General features: G+C 74.4%; 14 protein-coding genes. 5 read left to right on the top strand and 9 right to left on the bottom strand.

What is annotated here, in order from left to right; all coding sequences use genetic code 11:
* Positions 1-5: 5 nt before the first annotated feature.
* Positions 6-755, bottom strand: a complete 750-nt coding sequence (locus tag AB0873_RS16205; RefSeq protein WP_366600535.1) for a DNA-formamidopyrimidine glycosylase family protein — start codon at positions 753-755, stop codon at positions 6-8.
* A gap of 136 nt (positions 756-891) precedes the next feature.
* On the opposite strand from AB0873_RS16205, the gene AB0873_RS16200 reads away from it, so the two are divergent.
* From AB0873_RS16200 to AB0873_RS16190, 3 genes are read left to right on the top strand one after another with little or no spacing between them, the layout of a single operon-like run.
* Positions 892-1653: a hypothetical protein gene (locus tag AB0873_RS16200; protein WP_366600534.1), complete on the top strand. Its 762-nt coding sequence runs from the start codon at positions 892-894 to the stop codon at positions 1651-1653.
* A complete protein-coding gene (locus tag AB0873_RS16195) occupies positions 1653-2282 on the top strand; it encodes a DUF6529 family protein (RefSeq protein ID WP_366600533.1) in 630 nt (209 codons plus the stop codon). Before AB0873_RS16200 ends, AB0873_RS16195 begins: the two co-directional genes overlap by 1 nt.
* Positions 2283-2311: 29 nt before the next feature.
* Positions 2312-2794, top strand: coding sequence for a Rieske (2Fe-2S) protein (locus AB0873_RS16190; protein WP_366600532.1), 483 nt, complete (start codon positions 2312-2314; stop codon positions 2792-2794).
* 11 nt (positions 2795-2805) lie between these two features.
* Here the strand turns inward: AB0873_RS16190 and AB0873_RS16185 are convergent, their stop codons facing one another.
* Genes AB0873_RS16185 through AB0873_RS16170 form a run of 4 tightly spaced genes read right to left on the bottom strand, consistent with a single transcriptional unit; the run spans position 2806 to position 7683 of the window.
* Positions 2806-3711 carry a siderophore-interacting protein gene (locus AB0873_RS16185; RefSeq protein ID WP_366600531.1) on the bottom strand — a complete coding sequence of 302 codons (906 nt, stop codon included), beginning with the start codon at positions 3709-3711 and terminating at the stop codon, positions 2806-2808.
* 21 nt (positions 3712-3732) lie between these two features.
* On the bottom strand, positions 3733-5832 hold the full coding sequence (locus AB0873_RS16180; protein ID WP_366600562.1) for an iron ABC transporter permease: 2100 nt from the start codon (positions 5830-5832) through the stop codon (positions 3733-3735).
* A 5-nt stretch (positions 5833-5837) separates the two neighbouring features.
* A complete protein-coding gene (locus tag AB0873_RS16175; RefSeq protein WP_155331772.1) occupies positions 5838-6821 on the bottom strand; it encodes an iron-siderophore ABC transporter substrate-binding protein in 984 nt (327 codons plus the stop codon).
* A gap of 28 nt (positions 6822-6849) precedes the next feature.
* Entirely contained in the window at positions 6850-7683 is an 834-nt protein-coding gene (locus tag AB0873_RS16170; protein WP_366600530.1) for an ABC transporter ATP-binding protein, read from the bottom strand.
* Positions 7684-7899: 216 nt separating this feature from the next.
* On the opposite strand from AB0873_RS16170, the gene AB0873_RS16165 reads away from it, so the two are divergent.
* Positions 7900-9366, top strand: a complete 1467-nt coding sequence (locus AB0873_RS16165) for a DivIVA domain-containing protein (RefSeq protein ID WP_366600529.1) — start codon at positions 7900-7902, stop codon at positions 9364-9366.
* A 427-nt stretch (positions 9367-9793) separates the two neighbouring features.
* Here AB0873_RS16165 and AB0873_RS16160 read toward each other — a convergent pair whose 3' ends face one another.
* Positions 9794-10426 carry a MerR family transcriptional regulator gene (locus AB0873_RS16160; protein ID WP_155331769.1) on the bottom strand — a complete coding sequence of 211 codons (633 nt, stop codon included), beginning with the start codon at positions 10424-10426 and terminating at the stop codon, positions 9794-9796.
* 499 nt (positions 10427-10925) lie between these two features.
* Between AB0873_RS16160 and AB0873_RS16155 the strand changes: the two genes are divergently transcribed.
* Entirely contained in the window at positions 10926-11711 is a 786-nt protein-coding gene (locus AB0873_RS16155) for an AraC family transcriptional regulator (protein ID WP_366600528.1), read from the top strand.
* Between the two features lie 207 nt (positions 11712-11918).
* On the opposite strand, the gene AB0873_RS16150 is transcribed toward AB0873_RS16155, so the two are convergent.
* The 3 genes from AB0873_RS16150 to AB0873_RS16140 are packed head-to-tail and all read right to left on the bottom strand — an operon-like array spanning position 11919 to position 14274.
* Positions 11919-13277: a cytochrome P450 gene (locus AB0873_RS16150; protein WP_366600527.1), complete on the bottom strand. Its 1359-nt coding sequence runs from the start codon at positions 13275-13277 to the stop codon at positions 11919-11921.
* Positions 13274-13810 (bottom strand): flavin reductase family protein, encoded by a 537-nt coding sequence (locus AB0873_RS16145; RefSeq protein ID WP_366600526.1) that lies wholly within the window; start codon positions 13808-13810, stop codon positions 13274-13276. Before AB0873_RS16145 ends, AB0873_RS16150 begins: the two co-directional genes overlap by 4 nt.
* On the bottom strand, positions 13810-14274 hold the full coding sequence (locus tag AB0873_RS16140) for an acyl-CoA thioesterase (protein WP_366600525.1): 465 nt from the start codon (positions 14272-14274) through the stop codon (positions 13810-13812). The genes AB0873_RS16145 and AB0873_RS16140 overlap by 1 nt, the downstream gene beginning before the upstream one ends.
* Between the last annotated feature and the right edge of the window lie 2 nt (positions 14275-14276).

Raw genomic sequence — 14276 nt, 5'->3', positions numbered from 1 at the left:
CCCGTTCAGCCCGGAGGCTGGTCCACGGGGCAGGCGTACGCGGTGCGGGCGCCCAGCTCCCACACCCGGACCGCCGCCCCGCACCGGCGGCAGGTGTCCCGCTTGTACACCCAGCGCTCGTCCGGCGCGGCCGGGTCGCTCACCACCTGCCCGGCGTCCCGCCCGAGCGCGAGGTGCCGCACCGCGAGCGCCCACAGCTCACCGGCGGTGCGCGGCGGCACGCCCCGCCGGTCCGGGTCGAGACCGGCGAGGAACAGCAGCTCCGCCCGCCAGGCGTTGCCGATGCCGGCCCACACCGCCTGGTCCAGCAGGGCCGCGCCGACCGCTCCGCGGGCCGCCGACAGCCGGCGTACCGCCTGGTCGGGGTCGGCGTCACCGCGCAGCGGGTCGGGGCCGAGCGAGTCCCGCAGGGCCCGCGCCCGCTCCGGCGCGAGCGGTTCGCACCGTACGGGCGCGATCAGGTCGTACGCCGCCCGGTCACCGGCGAGGCGGACCCGGACACCCGGCCGGGGCGGGACGGCGGAATCGTCGTGGCGCAGGAAGAGGCCGCGCATGCCGAGGTGCACGTGCAGGGTGGGTGCGCCGTCGACGTGGTAGAGCAGGTGCTTGCCGTACGCCTCGACCGACCGCAGCGTCCGCCCGTCGTACGGCCGGGGGTCGAACCGGCCCTGCGGGCTGGACACGGCGAGCACCTGCCCGGCGAGCGCGGCGTCCTGCTCGCGCGCGTACCGGTGGACGAGGTGTCCCTCGGGCACGTCAGCGGTCCGGGGCCGATGCTGCGGACATGCCGGCGGATACCCGGCGCGTCGGGGCGGAAACGCCCGGATCATCTCGGCGTGGATTGAACGACCCGGGTCCGGCAGCCGTACGTCCGGGTGGAGGGAGATGCCCATGAAGCGGATGACCCCGATGCTCACCCTGGCGACCGGGACCGTGCTCGCGGCCGTGCTGTTCACGATGAGTGCCCAGGCGGCACCACCGGCACCGGCAGCGGGCGCGGGCGCGGGACAGGCGAACGCCGCCGCGCCACCGGGCGCCGCGCCCGGGGCGGCTCCGGACGCCCCCGGCGCCCCCGGGGCGCCCGCCGACGAGCCCGCCACGCCGGGCGCCCAGCCGGCTGCCACGTCGCCACCGCCGTCCCCGCCCGCCGCGTCGCCGGCACCGGGGACCGCCGCGGTGGACGGCACGTGGACCGGCCACCTCGACGGCGGCGCCACGATCGCCCTGACGGTCCGGCAGGGCAGGGCGGTCGCGTACGTCTGCGACGGCCGCAGCCTGGAGATCTGGCTGCGCGGCACGGTGACGGGCAAGGAGCTGGACCTCACCGGCAAGGACGGCGCACGGCTCACCGGCACGGTCGAGGGTGACCGGGTCCGCGGCGAGGTACGCGTCGGCGACAAGCGGTGGGCGTTCACCGCCACCGCGACCGGTGGCACGTCCCCGGCGCTGTACCGGGCCACGGCGCAGGTCCGCGACGCCGGGGTCGACGGCGGTTGGATCCTGCTCGCCGACGGCACCCAGGTCGGTGTGGTGACGTGGAACGGGAAGCCGGTTGCCGCGCCGCCGCTGGACCCGGCCTTCGGCACCACGATCGTCAACGGCGTCACGATCACCGCCGTACCGGTGTTCCCCGACGCCCCGACGGGCCGGTGATGGCGGACCACCGCCGGGGCGGCACGCACGCGCTGCCCGATCTGGACGACGGTCCGGCCGTCCAGGTGCTGCCGGACCCGTACGCGGACCCGCCCGCCCCCGCGCCGCGCGCCTCGCTCGTCGTGCCGCTGCTGGTCGGCGCGGCGGTCGCGGTGGCGCTCGGCGTCTATGGCCGTACGCACACCCCGACCGGGATCGCGGTCAACGTGGCCGGCTTCTCCGGCCCGCAGACGGTGAAGGTGTGGCTCGGGACCGGCGCGGCGTTCTTCGCCGTGGTGCAGCTGCTGTCGGCGCTGGCGATGTGGGGCCGGCTGGGCCGCGTACCCGCGTCCTGGGCCGGCGGCGCGCACCGCTGGTCCGGGCGGATCGCCTTCCTGCTGGCCGTGCCGGTCGCGGTGCACTGCCTCTACGCGCTCGGCTTCGCCGACCACGACCTGCGCACGCTCGCCCACTCGCTGTTCGGCTGCTTCTTCTTCGGCGCGTTCACCACCAAGATGCTGGCGCTGCCCCGCCGGGGGCTCGCCGGCTGGGTCCTCCCGGTCGTCGGTGGTGTGGTCTTCACCGTGCTGATGCTGGTCTGGTTGACCTCGTCGGTCTGGTACTTCACGACGTTCGGGTTCCAGCGGTGACGCGGGCCCCATCCGGAGAGGACACGCCCATGAACGAGGACGCGGGCACCGCGTCACGGCGGGCCGTGCTGGCGGGCACCGGGGCGGCCGGCGTCACCGCGGTGCTGGCCGGCTGCCAGACGTACGGGGCGGCGTCCGCCCCGGCTCCGGCGGCTCCGGCGGCTCCCGTCGCCCCGGCGGCGACCGGGACGGCGGGGCCGCCCCCGGTGGGCGGGGAGGGTGCCGCTCCCGCGTTGGCCCGCCTGGCCGACATCCCGGTCGGGGGTGGACGCATCTTCGCCGAGCGGGGGGTGGTGCTGACCCAGCCGACGGCCGGCACGGTCAAGGCCTTCTCGGCGACGTGCACGCACGCCGGCTGCACGGTCAGCTCGGTCGCCGACGGCACGATCGTGTGCGCCTGCCACAACAGCCGGTTCGACATCGCCGACGGCTCGGTCCGCGGCGGCCCGGCCGGCTCCCCGCTGCCGCCCGCCGCGGTGACGGTCGACGGCGACGCCGTCCGCCTGGCCTGACCGGCGGCGGCTCAGGCCGGGTCGGCGCGGCCGATCCGCCAGTAGCCCATGAAGGCCACCGCCCGCCGGTCCAGCCCGCGCTCGCTGACCAGGTGCCGGCGCAGCGTACGGATGACGCCGGCCTCACCGGCCAGCCACGCGTACACGGGCACCGGGGCGGCCGGCGTCGGGACCTCCCAGAGGATCTCCGCGTCGACGTCGACGTCGGCGACCGGTTCCTCGGCCCCGCCCGCCGCTCCGGCGAGCAGGTCGGTCGCCGCGGCCGACACCGCCGGCACCAGCCGCGACCCGTACGCGTCGCCACGGCGGGCGAGCCAGCTCACCGTGACACCCGAGGGTGCGGTCACCGGCAGCACGTCGTCGGCCTCGGGCACCTCCAGCAGGACCCGCCCCGCGGCGGTCGCCGGCAACCGTTCCAGGATGGCGCAGATCGCCGGGACGGCCGTCTCGTCGCCGGCCAGCAGCAGGTGCCCGGCGGCGGGCGGGCGGAACTCGATGCCGCCGTGGTCGCCGTCGAAGCCCGCGTCGGGGCCGAGGATCGCGATGCCGTCGCCGGGTCGTACGCGACGCGCCCAGCGGGTCGCCGGGCCGCCGTCGCCGTGCAGGACGAGGTCGACGTCCACCTCGGACAGCTCCGGCCGGACCGCCCGGACGGTGTACGTGCGGATCGGGTTGCGCTCGTGCTCGGGCAGGGCCCGCCACCGCGCGTACCAGTCCGGGCCCTCCGGCAGCCGCGCCCCGCGCTCGCCCGGCAGCGGGAACGCCAGCTTGATCCGCTGGTCGTAGCCGTTGTCGGCGAACCGGTCCAGGTCCGGCCCGGTGAAGGTGACCCGCACGAACGACGGGCTGAGCCGGTGTACCGCGCGGACCTCGACGGTGAACATCCGCCACGGTGCGACGGGCAGGGTCTGGGTCATGGTGCCTCTCTCAAACGGGCGCTACCGCGCGGCGGCGGCGGTGGCACGGGATCGCCACAGCAGCCAGACGAAGTACGGGGTGCCGATGATGGCCGTCACCAGGCCGGCCGGGATCTGGGCGGGGGCGATGACGGTGCGGCCGAGGGTGTCGGCGACGCTGACCAGGACGGCGCCGAGCAGCGCGGCGACCGGCAGCACCCGGGCGTGCCGCCCGCCGACGAGCGCGCGGGCGGCGTGCGGGGCGACCAGGCCGACGAAGCCGATCACACCGACGGCGGAGACGGCGGTCGACGTGAGCAGGGCCGCCGCGCCGAGCGAGACGAGGCGGGTGCGTTCCAGCCGTACGCCGAGCACCCGGGGCGTGTCGTCGTCGAGGGCCAGCAGGTCCAGCTCGCGCCGGGCGGCCACGACCGCCGGGGTGAGCACCAGCAGGGCGATCGCCACCGGAAGCACCTGGGCCGCGGTGCGGCCGTACGTCGAGCCGGAGAGCCAGGTCAGCGCCTTGCCGGTGTTCCACGGGTCGAACGCGACGATCAGGAAGGTGATCACCGCCATGCCGCCCTGCCAGGCGCCGAACCCGATCAGGACCAGCCGGTCGGAGCTGAGCCCGCCGCGCCAGGCGGCGCCGTAGACCAGCGCGAACGCCAGGATCGCGCCGAGGCCCGCGACGCCGGAGACGGCCCACACCCCGGCCAGCGGCACGAAGGTGAGCAGCGCGACCGCGCCGAGCCCGGCCCCGGCGGTGATGCCGAGGATGCCCGGCTCCGCGAGCGGGTTGCGGCAGACCGCCTGCACGGTGGTGCCGGCGACCGCGAGCGCCGCGCCGGCCAGCACCGCCGCGGCGACCCGCGGCCACCGCTGGTCCAGCACGAACGTGTACGCCGGTCCGGTTCGGCCCTGGAACCAGTTGACGATGTCGCCGAACAGCACCCAGGTGTCCCCGGCGAGCATGCCGACGGACACCGCCGCGACGGCGGCCACCGCGGCGACGGCGACGACGGTCCGGTGGAAGGCGCCGGAGCGGACGGCGGCGTGGCCGCCGGGCGGTCGGCGGGTGGGTCCGGCGTCCCGGTGCCGGCGGGCGAGCCAGATGAGGACGGCCGCCCCGAGCAGCGTGGTGACCACGCCGGTGGGGATGTCCACGCCCGCCTGGCCGCCCATGACGGCGCGCAGCAGGACGTCCGAGCCGAGCACGATGACCGCGCCGGCGATGCCGGACAGCGGCAGCAGGGCGCGGTGCCGGTGTACGCCGGGCAGCACCGGCCCGAGCAGGCGGACGATGACCGGGGCGCAGAGGCCGACGAAGCCGACCGGCCCGGTCAGGGTGACCGCGGCGGCGGACAGCAGCACGGCGAGCACGGTGACGACGAGCCGGGTACGCCGCACGTCGAGCCCGAGGACGGTCGCGGTGTCGTCGCCGAGGGCGAGGATGTCGAGGCGGTGGCCGAGCAGCAGCAGTGCGACGACGGCGGCCAGCATCACCGGGGCGAGCTGGGTCAGCGCGACCAGGTCGCTCTGGACGAGCGAGCCGTTGCCCCACGCGAACAGCCCGATGGTGGCCTGCTCGAAGAGGAGCAGCAGGAGCATCGTCAGCGAGCTGAGGGCGAGCGCGGTGGCCGACCCGGCGAGGATGAGCCGGGTGGTGCCGGTCTGCCCGCCCGCTGACATCGCCATCACCAGGGTCGCCGCCGCGAGGCCGCCACCGAAGGCGAGTGCGCCGGCCGGCAGGGCGGGCAGCGCGATGCCGAACGCGGCGACGGAGACGATGGCCAGGTGGGCGCCCGCGTTGACGGCGAGCGTGTCCGGCGAGGCGAGCGGGTTGCGGGCGATCGACTGGAGGGCGGCGCCGGCGAAGCCCAGGGCCACGCCGATGGCGAGCCCGGCGAGCAGCCGTGGGATGCGGGACGCCACCAGCACCCGGGCGGCCTCGTCGTCGCCGCCGGTGACCAGGCGCAGCAGGTCGAGGGCGCCGACGGTGGAGGTGCCCTGGGTGATGTGCACCGCGGCGACCACGAGCAGCAGCAGGGTCGCGGCGGCGAAGGCCCCGGTGAGGCGGGGGACGGAGGGCCGCCCGGCCGGAGCCGGCCGGGTGGCCGGCTCCGGGCGCGGGGGTGCGGACAGCTGGGTCACACCGTGTAGGTCTTCACGAGCTGGTCGATGTACTGCTTGCCGGAGAGCGGCCCGCCGAAGGTCCAGATCCCGTCCGGCATCTTGTGCAGGTTGCCCTTCTGCACGAACGGCAGGGACTTCCAGACGGCGTTGCCGGCGAGGCCGTCGGCGAAGACGTCGGTGCCGTCCGAGGCGTTGTAGAAGAAGTGCAGGTTCGGGTCCTTGAGGACGGTCAGCCCCTCGACGTCGGTCTGGCCCAGGCCCCACACCTCGTCGGTCTTGCCGGTCCAGGCGTTGGTCAGGCCGAGCTGAATGCCGAGCTGGGAGACCAGCGAGCCCTGACCGAACATCCGGATGCTGACCGTGCTGCCCTCCTTCCAGCCGTCCGCGATGGCGAACGGCCGGCCGGCCGCGCCGGCGTCGGCGATCTTCTTCTTGCCGTCGGCGAGGGCGGCGTCGAAGTCGGCGAGCAGCTTCTCCGCCTCGGTGGTCTTGCCGACGGCGGTGGCGATCATGTTCAGGTCCGACCGCATCCGGCCGAGGTTGTCCTTCGCGTCGCTGCCCTTGGTCACGATGACCGGGACGTACTTCTCCAACTGGGCGACGAGGGCACCGCCCCGGTCGTCCTCCATCACGACGAGGTCCGGCTGGAGGGCGACGACGGAGTCGACGCTGGGCTCGGAGCGGGTGCCGACGTCCTTGACCGACGGGTCGAGCTTGGCGGCGGTCACCCAGGTGGCGTAGCCCTTCGTGTCGGCGACGCCGACCGGCATGACGCCGAGGCTGACGAGCATCTCGACCTCACCCCACTCCAGGCCCACGACCTTGGTGGCCGGGGCCTTCAGGGTGACGGCCTTGCCGCGGCTGTCGGTGACGGTGACCGGGCCGGCGGCGGCGGAGCTGGTGGCCGCGGGGGTGGCGGTGTTCTCGGTGGTGCCGCAGGCGCTGAGCAGCAGCGCGGCCGCGGCGGCGAGCAGCGCGGTGACACGGGTACGGGTCATGGAGGTTTCTTTCTCGGGTAGTGACGGTTCAGCCGGGCACCCGGCTGGTGTGCCGGCCGACCGGGCGGGTGGAGAGCAGGCCGGTGACGGGGTCGGTGGTGACCTCGACGCGGATGCCGTAGGTGGCGGTGAGGTCCTCCTCGGTGAGCACGTCGACGGGCGCGCCGGTCGCGCGGACCCGTCCGGCGTGCAGGAGCACCACCTCGTCGGCGACGGCCGCGGCCTGGTTGAGGTCGTGCAGCACCACGCCGACCGCGACGTCGTGCTCGTCGGCGAGGTCCCGGACCAGGTCGAGGATCTCCACCTGGTACCGGAGGTCGAGGAAGGTCGTGGGCTCGTCGAGCAGCAGCACGGGCGTGTCCTGGGCCAGGCAGGTGGCCAGCCACACCCGTTGGAGCTCGCCGCCGGAGAGCTCGTCGACCGGCCGGTCGGCCATCGCGGCGACGCCGGTGACGGTCATGGCGCGGGCGACGGCGGCGGGGCCGTCGGGGTCGTCGGCCCGCCAGCGCCCGCGGTACGGGTGGCGGCCGTAGCCGACCACGTCGCGCACGGTGACCCCGCTGGGCACCGGTCGGCTCTGGGCGAGCAGGGTGACCCGGCGGGCGAACTCCCGGGCGGGCAGGCCGGCGGCGTCCCCGCCGTCGGCCAGCAGCACCTGGCCACCGCCGACCGGGTGCAGCCGGGCCAGTGCGCGCAGCAGTGTGGACTTGCCGCTGCCGTTGGGGCCGACGAGGGCGGTCACCGTGCCGGGGCGGAGCGCGATGGACGCGCCGTGCACCACGGTCGCGCCGTGGTAACCCAGGCTCAGCTCCACGCCGCGAAGGCGGGGCGTTGCGGCGCTCGACCGCACTGCACTCGACATGCGGTTAGGTTAGCCTTACCTGACCAAGTGTCAAGACGCGGGGGGTCGTCGCGGTCCGAACGTCCGGGTCCGGCCGACCACCTCGCCACCTCTGCGTGCCGACAGGTGGGGCAGGGGTTCAACCCGTTCACCGACGGCGGTAGCGTGTCGCCACATCGTTGCCCGTGGGGCGGTCCCTCCCCGGCGTGGCGTTCGCGATCGTACGGAGGATGCAGCATGTCCCACGGCGACGAGCCGTTCGCGGTCCGCGACGACAACACGTCGCGGCCCACCTTCGACACCGCGCTGCGCGGCTACGACAAGCGGCAGGTGGACCGGCACCTCGACCAGCTCGACGGCGAGCTGGCCCGGACGGCGGCCGACCGCGACGAGGCGCGCTCCCGGCTGGACGCCCTGTCCGAGCAGGTCGGGCAGCTGGAGGCGGAGGTCGCCGAGCTGCGCGAACGGCCGGCGCGGGTCGACCGGGCCGCGTTCCGCGACCTCGGCCCGATGGTCGAGCAGATCCTGGCGCTGGCCGAGCGGCAGGCCGAGGTGATCGGGGAGGCTGCCGCGACCCGGGCGGCCGAGCTGGAGGCCGCGGCGGAGAAGGCACTCACCGACGCGCGGGAGCACTCGGCGCGGACCCTCCGCGAGTTCGAGGAGGAGCTGGCCGCGCGCCGCGCCACCCAGGAGAACGTGGACGAGGAGCGGCGCGCCGCCGCCCAGGCCGAGCTGGCCGAGATCCGGGCCGCGGCCGAGCAGCTGCGGGAGGCCGGGGAGGCCGCCCACGAGCGGGCCCGGCAGGAGGCGAACCGCATCGAGGAGCAGAGCGCCCAGAAGATCGAGCAGGCCCGGGCCGAGGCCGAGGCGTTCCTGACCTCCGCGCGGACCCAGATCCAGCAGGAGGTGCAGGCCGCGCGCAGCCGTACGCAGGAGGAGCTGACGCGCTGGCAGGCCACCGTGGAGCGGGAGCTGAACGACCGGCGCACCGCCGCCGAGCAGGAGCTGACCGAGCAGCATGCCGCCGCCGAGCGGGAGCTGGCCGCGCAGCGCACCGCCGCCGAGCAGGAGATCGCCACGCTCATCGCCGAGGCGCAGCAGTACGCCGCCAAGGTCCGCCAGCGCGCCGACGAGCAGGCCACCACCCACCAGCAGCAGCTCGCCACGGTGCAGCAGAGCGTCCGGGACCGCCGGGAGACGCTCACCCGGCTCCAGTCCGAGTTGGAGACCACCCAGCAGCAGCTCGAACAGGTCCGCCAGGAGGGGGACACCACCGAGCGGGAGCTGGTCACGGTGCGCCAGCGTCTCGGCGAGACCCGGCGGGAGCTGGCCGACCAGTTGCACCGGCTGGAGGAGGCCCGACGGGCGGCGGACTCCGCCGAGACGCACGCCAAGGAGGTGCGGGCGCGGGTCAAGCGGGAGGCGAAGCGGGTGGCCGACCTGGCCGCGGCGGCGGTGATGGCGGCCGCCGGCGGTGGCGAGACGGCCGAGTACCCGCAGGTGGTCGCGCGTACCGGCAGCGAACCCGCGCCCGCCGGACGGCTTGCGGGGGACTCCCCTGCCGAGGCGGGTGCCCACCGGGCGCCGGACGAGACCCCGGGACCGGCCGGCGACGAGCCGGCCGGCGCCGAGCGACCGTCCGGGGAGGAGCCGGCGGCGCCGGATCCGGCCGGCGCGAAGGAGACGGTGGCCGCCGGCGGCTGAGCGACGCCGGGCCGCGACGACGTGACCCACCCGAACGGCCGCGCCGGCTTCCGGATCGGCCGTTCGGCTCATGGGGTACGGCGATTGGTGGACCGGCGTACGCCGTTGCGTGCCGGCCGTCTTCGGCCGGACGGTGAGCGGCGGTCCTTTTCCGACGACGCCGGTACGACGGCGAGAATCGCCAACGGCCGGCGCGGAGTTCCACCCTCCCCGACACCGGCCCGGGGAATTCCCCAGCGTTAGCGCCGACCCCACCCGGGGCGGGCGCAGCGGGCGGCCGAGGGCATTTCCCGGGGCGCGGATCGGCCACGAAAAGCGACCCGGCATTCACGCTCGGCGTTCGCCGGCCACCCCGGCGCGACGGCCCGAGCCCTCAAGTCGATCTTCTCTGAGATTGCGCCACTGGTTCGGTATCGAACACGCTCCGCTATGGAAGTTGCGCATCCGAGTGACGACGGTTGCCGGCGTGGTGGGTGAGGGCCATCCGCCGCAGCGCGGTCAACGCCACGTCCAGGAGGACGAGGCGTGCGGTCAGGCGCATGCACGCCTCCGCGTCCGGCGGGTCGGCCGGCACGTCCGTGGCCTCGTACGCACCCAGCTCCCGCGCGGCCTCGGCGTACGCGTCGAACACCTCGACCCCGTCCGACCAGCCGAGCCGCCGCAGCATGGCCAGCACCTGGGCGAGCGTCCGCCGTTCGGCCGCGTCGTCGTCCACCTGCCAGCCCAGCCGCTCGACGTATCCGTCGACCTCGCGGCGCACGTCGTCCTCCCCGTCCACGGCCGGCATCGCCGCCACCGTGGCGTTGATCACCGTACACAGTCCACGGAGTGGACGGCCCCGCGAGTCGATCGCCGCCAGCACCTCGCGCACGTCCGAGATCCCGAGCCGACCGGGGCCGGTGAGGACCTGGATGAACCGCAGGCGGGCGAGGTGTTCCTCGGCGTACTCGGCCTGGTTGCGACCGGTGCGCACGCCGGGCTGGAGTAGCCCCTCACGCAGGTAGAACTTGATTGTCGGGACGGACAGGCCGCTCTGCTTGCTGAGCTCCGAAATGCGCATCTAATTCCATTACACTCGCCGCCGACCTCGCACGCCATAGTGTCCCACAGCGGCCGACCGGCAGCGTGAGCGCCGATCGGAGAGCAACTCTACATGCACACATGGCGACCCGGAAGTGTGTCGTGGACACCAGTGATTACCACTGTCGACCGACCCGTCCGGCGGCCCTGGGATTCTCATTCTTGCCGGTTACGAAGCGTTACCGGCGGCCGGCCGACACCTGGCAGGACGTTGCCGCACACAATCGTCTCGGCTAATATCCATTCCGTTCTGACCTGCCTGTCCATGTGCCTGAGGAGTTTATTGAACGGACGCCGACAGCCATTGAATGACTGACTGAACGTCCAGATCCGCAACCAGGCCGGTCACTCCAGAAACCGCTGGAGAAAGAACGCGCCCCGACATCGGACGATTCGCCCGACCGGCGACCGAAAATGTCGGCACAATGCGTTCGACGGTACTGGGCAACCATTTTCGACAAACCTGGGGGAGACGAAACGTGTCGCACACTGTCGAGAAAGTTGCCGAGCGTGTCATCGAGTTGATGCACAATGATCTGAGCAGGCAACTCACCATTGACGAAATGGCACGCACCGCCATGTTCAGCAAATTCCACTTCTCCCGCATCTTCCAGAAGGCGACCGGGGTGACCCCGGCGCGCTTCCTGTCGGCGCTGCGCCTGCAGCGCGCGAAGCAGCTGCTGGTCTCCACGTCCATGACGGTCGCGGACATCAGCATCCAGGTCGGGTACACCAGCGTGGGGACCTTCAGCTCGCGGTTCAGCCGCAGTGTCGGCCTCTCCCCCACCACCTACCGGCGGCTGGGAGGCTTCACGCCACAGGTACCGGTCATGGACCACGCCCTGCCGGAGTCGGCCACCGGGTCGGTGAGCGGTGCCATCCGGGCCTCGTCGTCCCACGAGCCCGCCCTCATCTTCGCGGGGTTGTTCCCGGACCGGATCCCCGAGGGGCGTCCGGTCCGGTGCGCGATCATGCGGGAGCCCGGCCGGCTGCACCTCGACCGGGTGCCCGAGGGCGAGTGGTACCTGCTCGCCCACTCGGTCGCCGGCAACGATCCGGAGGGCTCCCTGGCCGAGCCGTACCCGGCCTGCGTCGGCAGCGTGGGGCCGTTGACGGTGCGACGTGGCATCGTCACGCGGTCCCGCGACCTCCAGCTCTCGCCGACCCGCTCGGTCGACCCGCCGGTGCTGCTGGCCCTGCTCGACGTCCGCCGCGCGGCGGTGCACGAACAGAGCCGGCGGGAACTGGCCGGAGCGGCCGCCTGAGCGGCCGCGCGACCCGCCTGCCCGACGGGACGCCGGTGGGGTCCACAGGGGACCCGGCCGGCGTCCCGCCGCGTACCCGGCACACCGCCGGGTACGGCGCCGGAGCGCCCGACCGAGCGGCACCACGGCCACGGCGACGTCGTCGCCCGGCCGGCACGCGCGACGGGTGGGCGGGTGCCCGCGCACCCGCCCACCCGTCGCGCCGACTCAGATCGCCGGCTGCACCGTCATCGACAGGCCGCCCCGCACCCGCAGCGACAGCATCGGCTCGGCCACCACCCGCTGCCCGGCCGGGGCCACCAGCGCGAACTCCCGCGACACCATCGCCACCACGAACACGGCCTCCATCAGGCCCAGGTGGTTGCCGACGCAGAACCTCGGCCCGGCACCGAACGGCACGTACGCGTACCGGGGCCGGTCCGCCGTCATCTCCGGGTCGAACCGCGCCGGGTCGAACCGCTCCGGCTCCGGCCAGAACGCCGGGTGCCGGTGCAGGGTGTACGGGCAGATCAGCACGTCCGCGCCGGCCGGCACCCGATACCCGTCCACGACGTCGGCGCCGCGCGCCCGGCGGGACAGCATCCACACCGGCGGGTAGAGCCGCATCGCCTCGCTGACCACCATCTTCGTGTACGTCAGTCGGGCCAGGTCGGCGTACTCGGGAGGCCGGTCGCCGAGCACCTCGACCGCCTCCTCGTGCAGCCGCCGCCGTACCCACGGATGCCGGTCGACCAGGTGGAAGGTCCAGCCGAGCGTGCTCGCGGTGGTCTCGTGACCGGCCAGCAGCAGCGTTACCAGTTCGTCGCGCATCCGCTGCCGGGCCACCCGGGGATCCGGTTCGTCGCGGGTGGAGGCGATCAGCCGGGACAGCGCGTCGTCGGCGCCCGCCACGTCGCCGCGGGCGGTCCGGTCGGCGACCAGCCGGCCGACGATCCGCTCGAGTTCCCGGCGAGCCCGCCGGAACCGCAGCTGCTGCGGCAGCGGCACCCACATCGGCACCATGCTCATCGAGGCCATCTCGAACATGGCCTGGTTCTGCATCTCCTCGAAGGCCGCCCCGACGGTCGTGAACGCGTCGAGGTCGGCGTCGAGCAGCGTCCGGCCGAGGACGCCGAGGGTCAGCGCGGTGAACTCGTCGGTCAGGTTCACCACGCCCGCGCCGCGGCGGGCCCGCAGCCGGGCGATGAGCCGCTCGGCCTCCTCCGCCACCGCGTGGGCCTGGCCGGCGATGCGCTTGGCCTGGAACACCGGCTGGATCACCCGCCGCTGCTTGCGCCACAGCTCGCCCTCGCTGGTCAGCAGGCCGTCGCCGAGCGCCCGCCGGGCGTGCACGAGCCCGAGCCCCTTGGTGTAGTTCTGGCTGTTGTCGGCCAGGACGTGCTTGGCGTGATCGGGATGGTTGAAGAAGTACAGCGCGCGGGGCCCGGCCCCGAGCCGGACGGCGTCGCCGTAGCGGGCGGCGGAGGTCATCAGACCCAGCCGGTCCCGGCCGAGCTGCCACAGCGACCGCAGGAGGGCGGGGCCGGTCGGCCCGGGATAGGTCCGGCCGGCCGCCACCAGCGTCACGTCGCCACCCCGCTCGGCTCGGCCGCGACGCGGCGGAAGCGGCCCCGGAGGAACAGCACCGGATCGTCGTCGCCGCGCCGCTCGGCCGACAGCAGCCGCCCCGTGACGATGCTGTGGTCCCCGCCGTCGTACACCTGCCAGACGGCGCACTCGAACCGGGCCAGCGCGCCGTCGATCAGCGGCGCCCCGGTCACCCGGCCCGGCGTCCACTCCACCGTGTCGAACTGGGCCGCGCCCAGCGGGCGCCGGCGGTCGGCGAAGTGCCGGGCCACCTTCTCCTGGTCGTCGGCGAGGACGGAGACGCCGAAGACCCCGCTGGCGAGGAGCCGGTCGTGCATGACGGCCCGGCGGTCCACGCAGACCAGCACCAGCGGCGGGTCGAGGGAGACCGATGTGAACGAGTTGGCCGTCATGCCGTGCGGCAGCGGGCCACCCACCGACACCACCGTCACCCCGGTCGCGAAGGTCCCGAACGCCCCGCGCAGCCCGTCCGGGTCGGTGGCCGCGACGGGTGTCACCTGGTCGATGCTCATCAGGTCCTCCTGCTTCCGGCCGGTTGCGCCCCGGTCGGGGCGCGGTACGGGCGCAGGGCCCGCACCAGCGCCTCCGGCACGCGCGCCGGCCGGGTCCGGGTGTTCGGTCCCCGCATGCAGGCCACCCGCTGCCGGCCCCGGGCGACGAGCGTGCTGCCGCCGCCCGGGTCGAGCCGGACGTAGTCGAAGCTGAACTCCAGCTGCGTCTGGGCGAGGTCGACCAGCCGCATCCGGATGGACAACTCGTCGAAGGCGGTGATCTCGGCGAAGAACTCGCAGTCGACCTTCAGGGTGAACAGCTTGAGGTCGTCGCGGACGTCGGCGAGCACCTCCGGGGCGCGCTCGTGGAGGAACATCTCCCGGCACCGGCCCTGCCAGCGCAGGTAGTTGACGTAGTAGACGTTGCCGACGAGGTTGGTGTCCTCGAACCCGACGATGTGCCGGTACTCGTAGTAGTCGCCCATCG

Source organism: Micromonospora sp. NPDC047707, from assembly GCF_040704235.1.
GTDB lineage: Bacteria > Actinomycetota > Actinomycetes > Mycobacteriales > Micromonosporaceae > Micromonospora.
The sequence above is the reverse complement of the archived record's forward strand: the minus strand, read 5'-3'. Positions and strand labels throughout refer to the sequence as shown.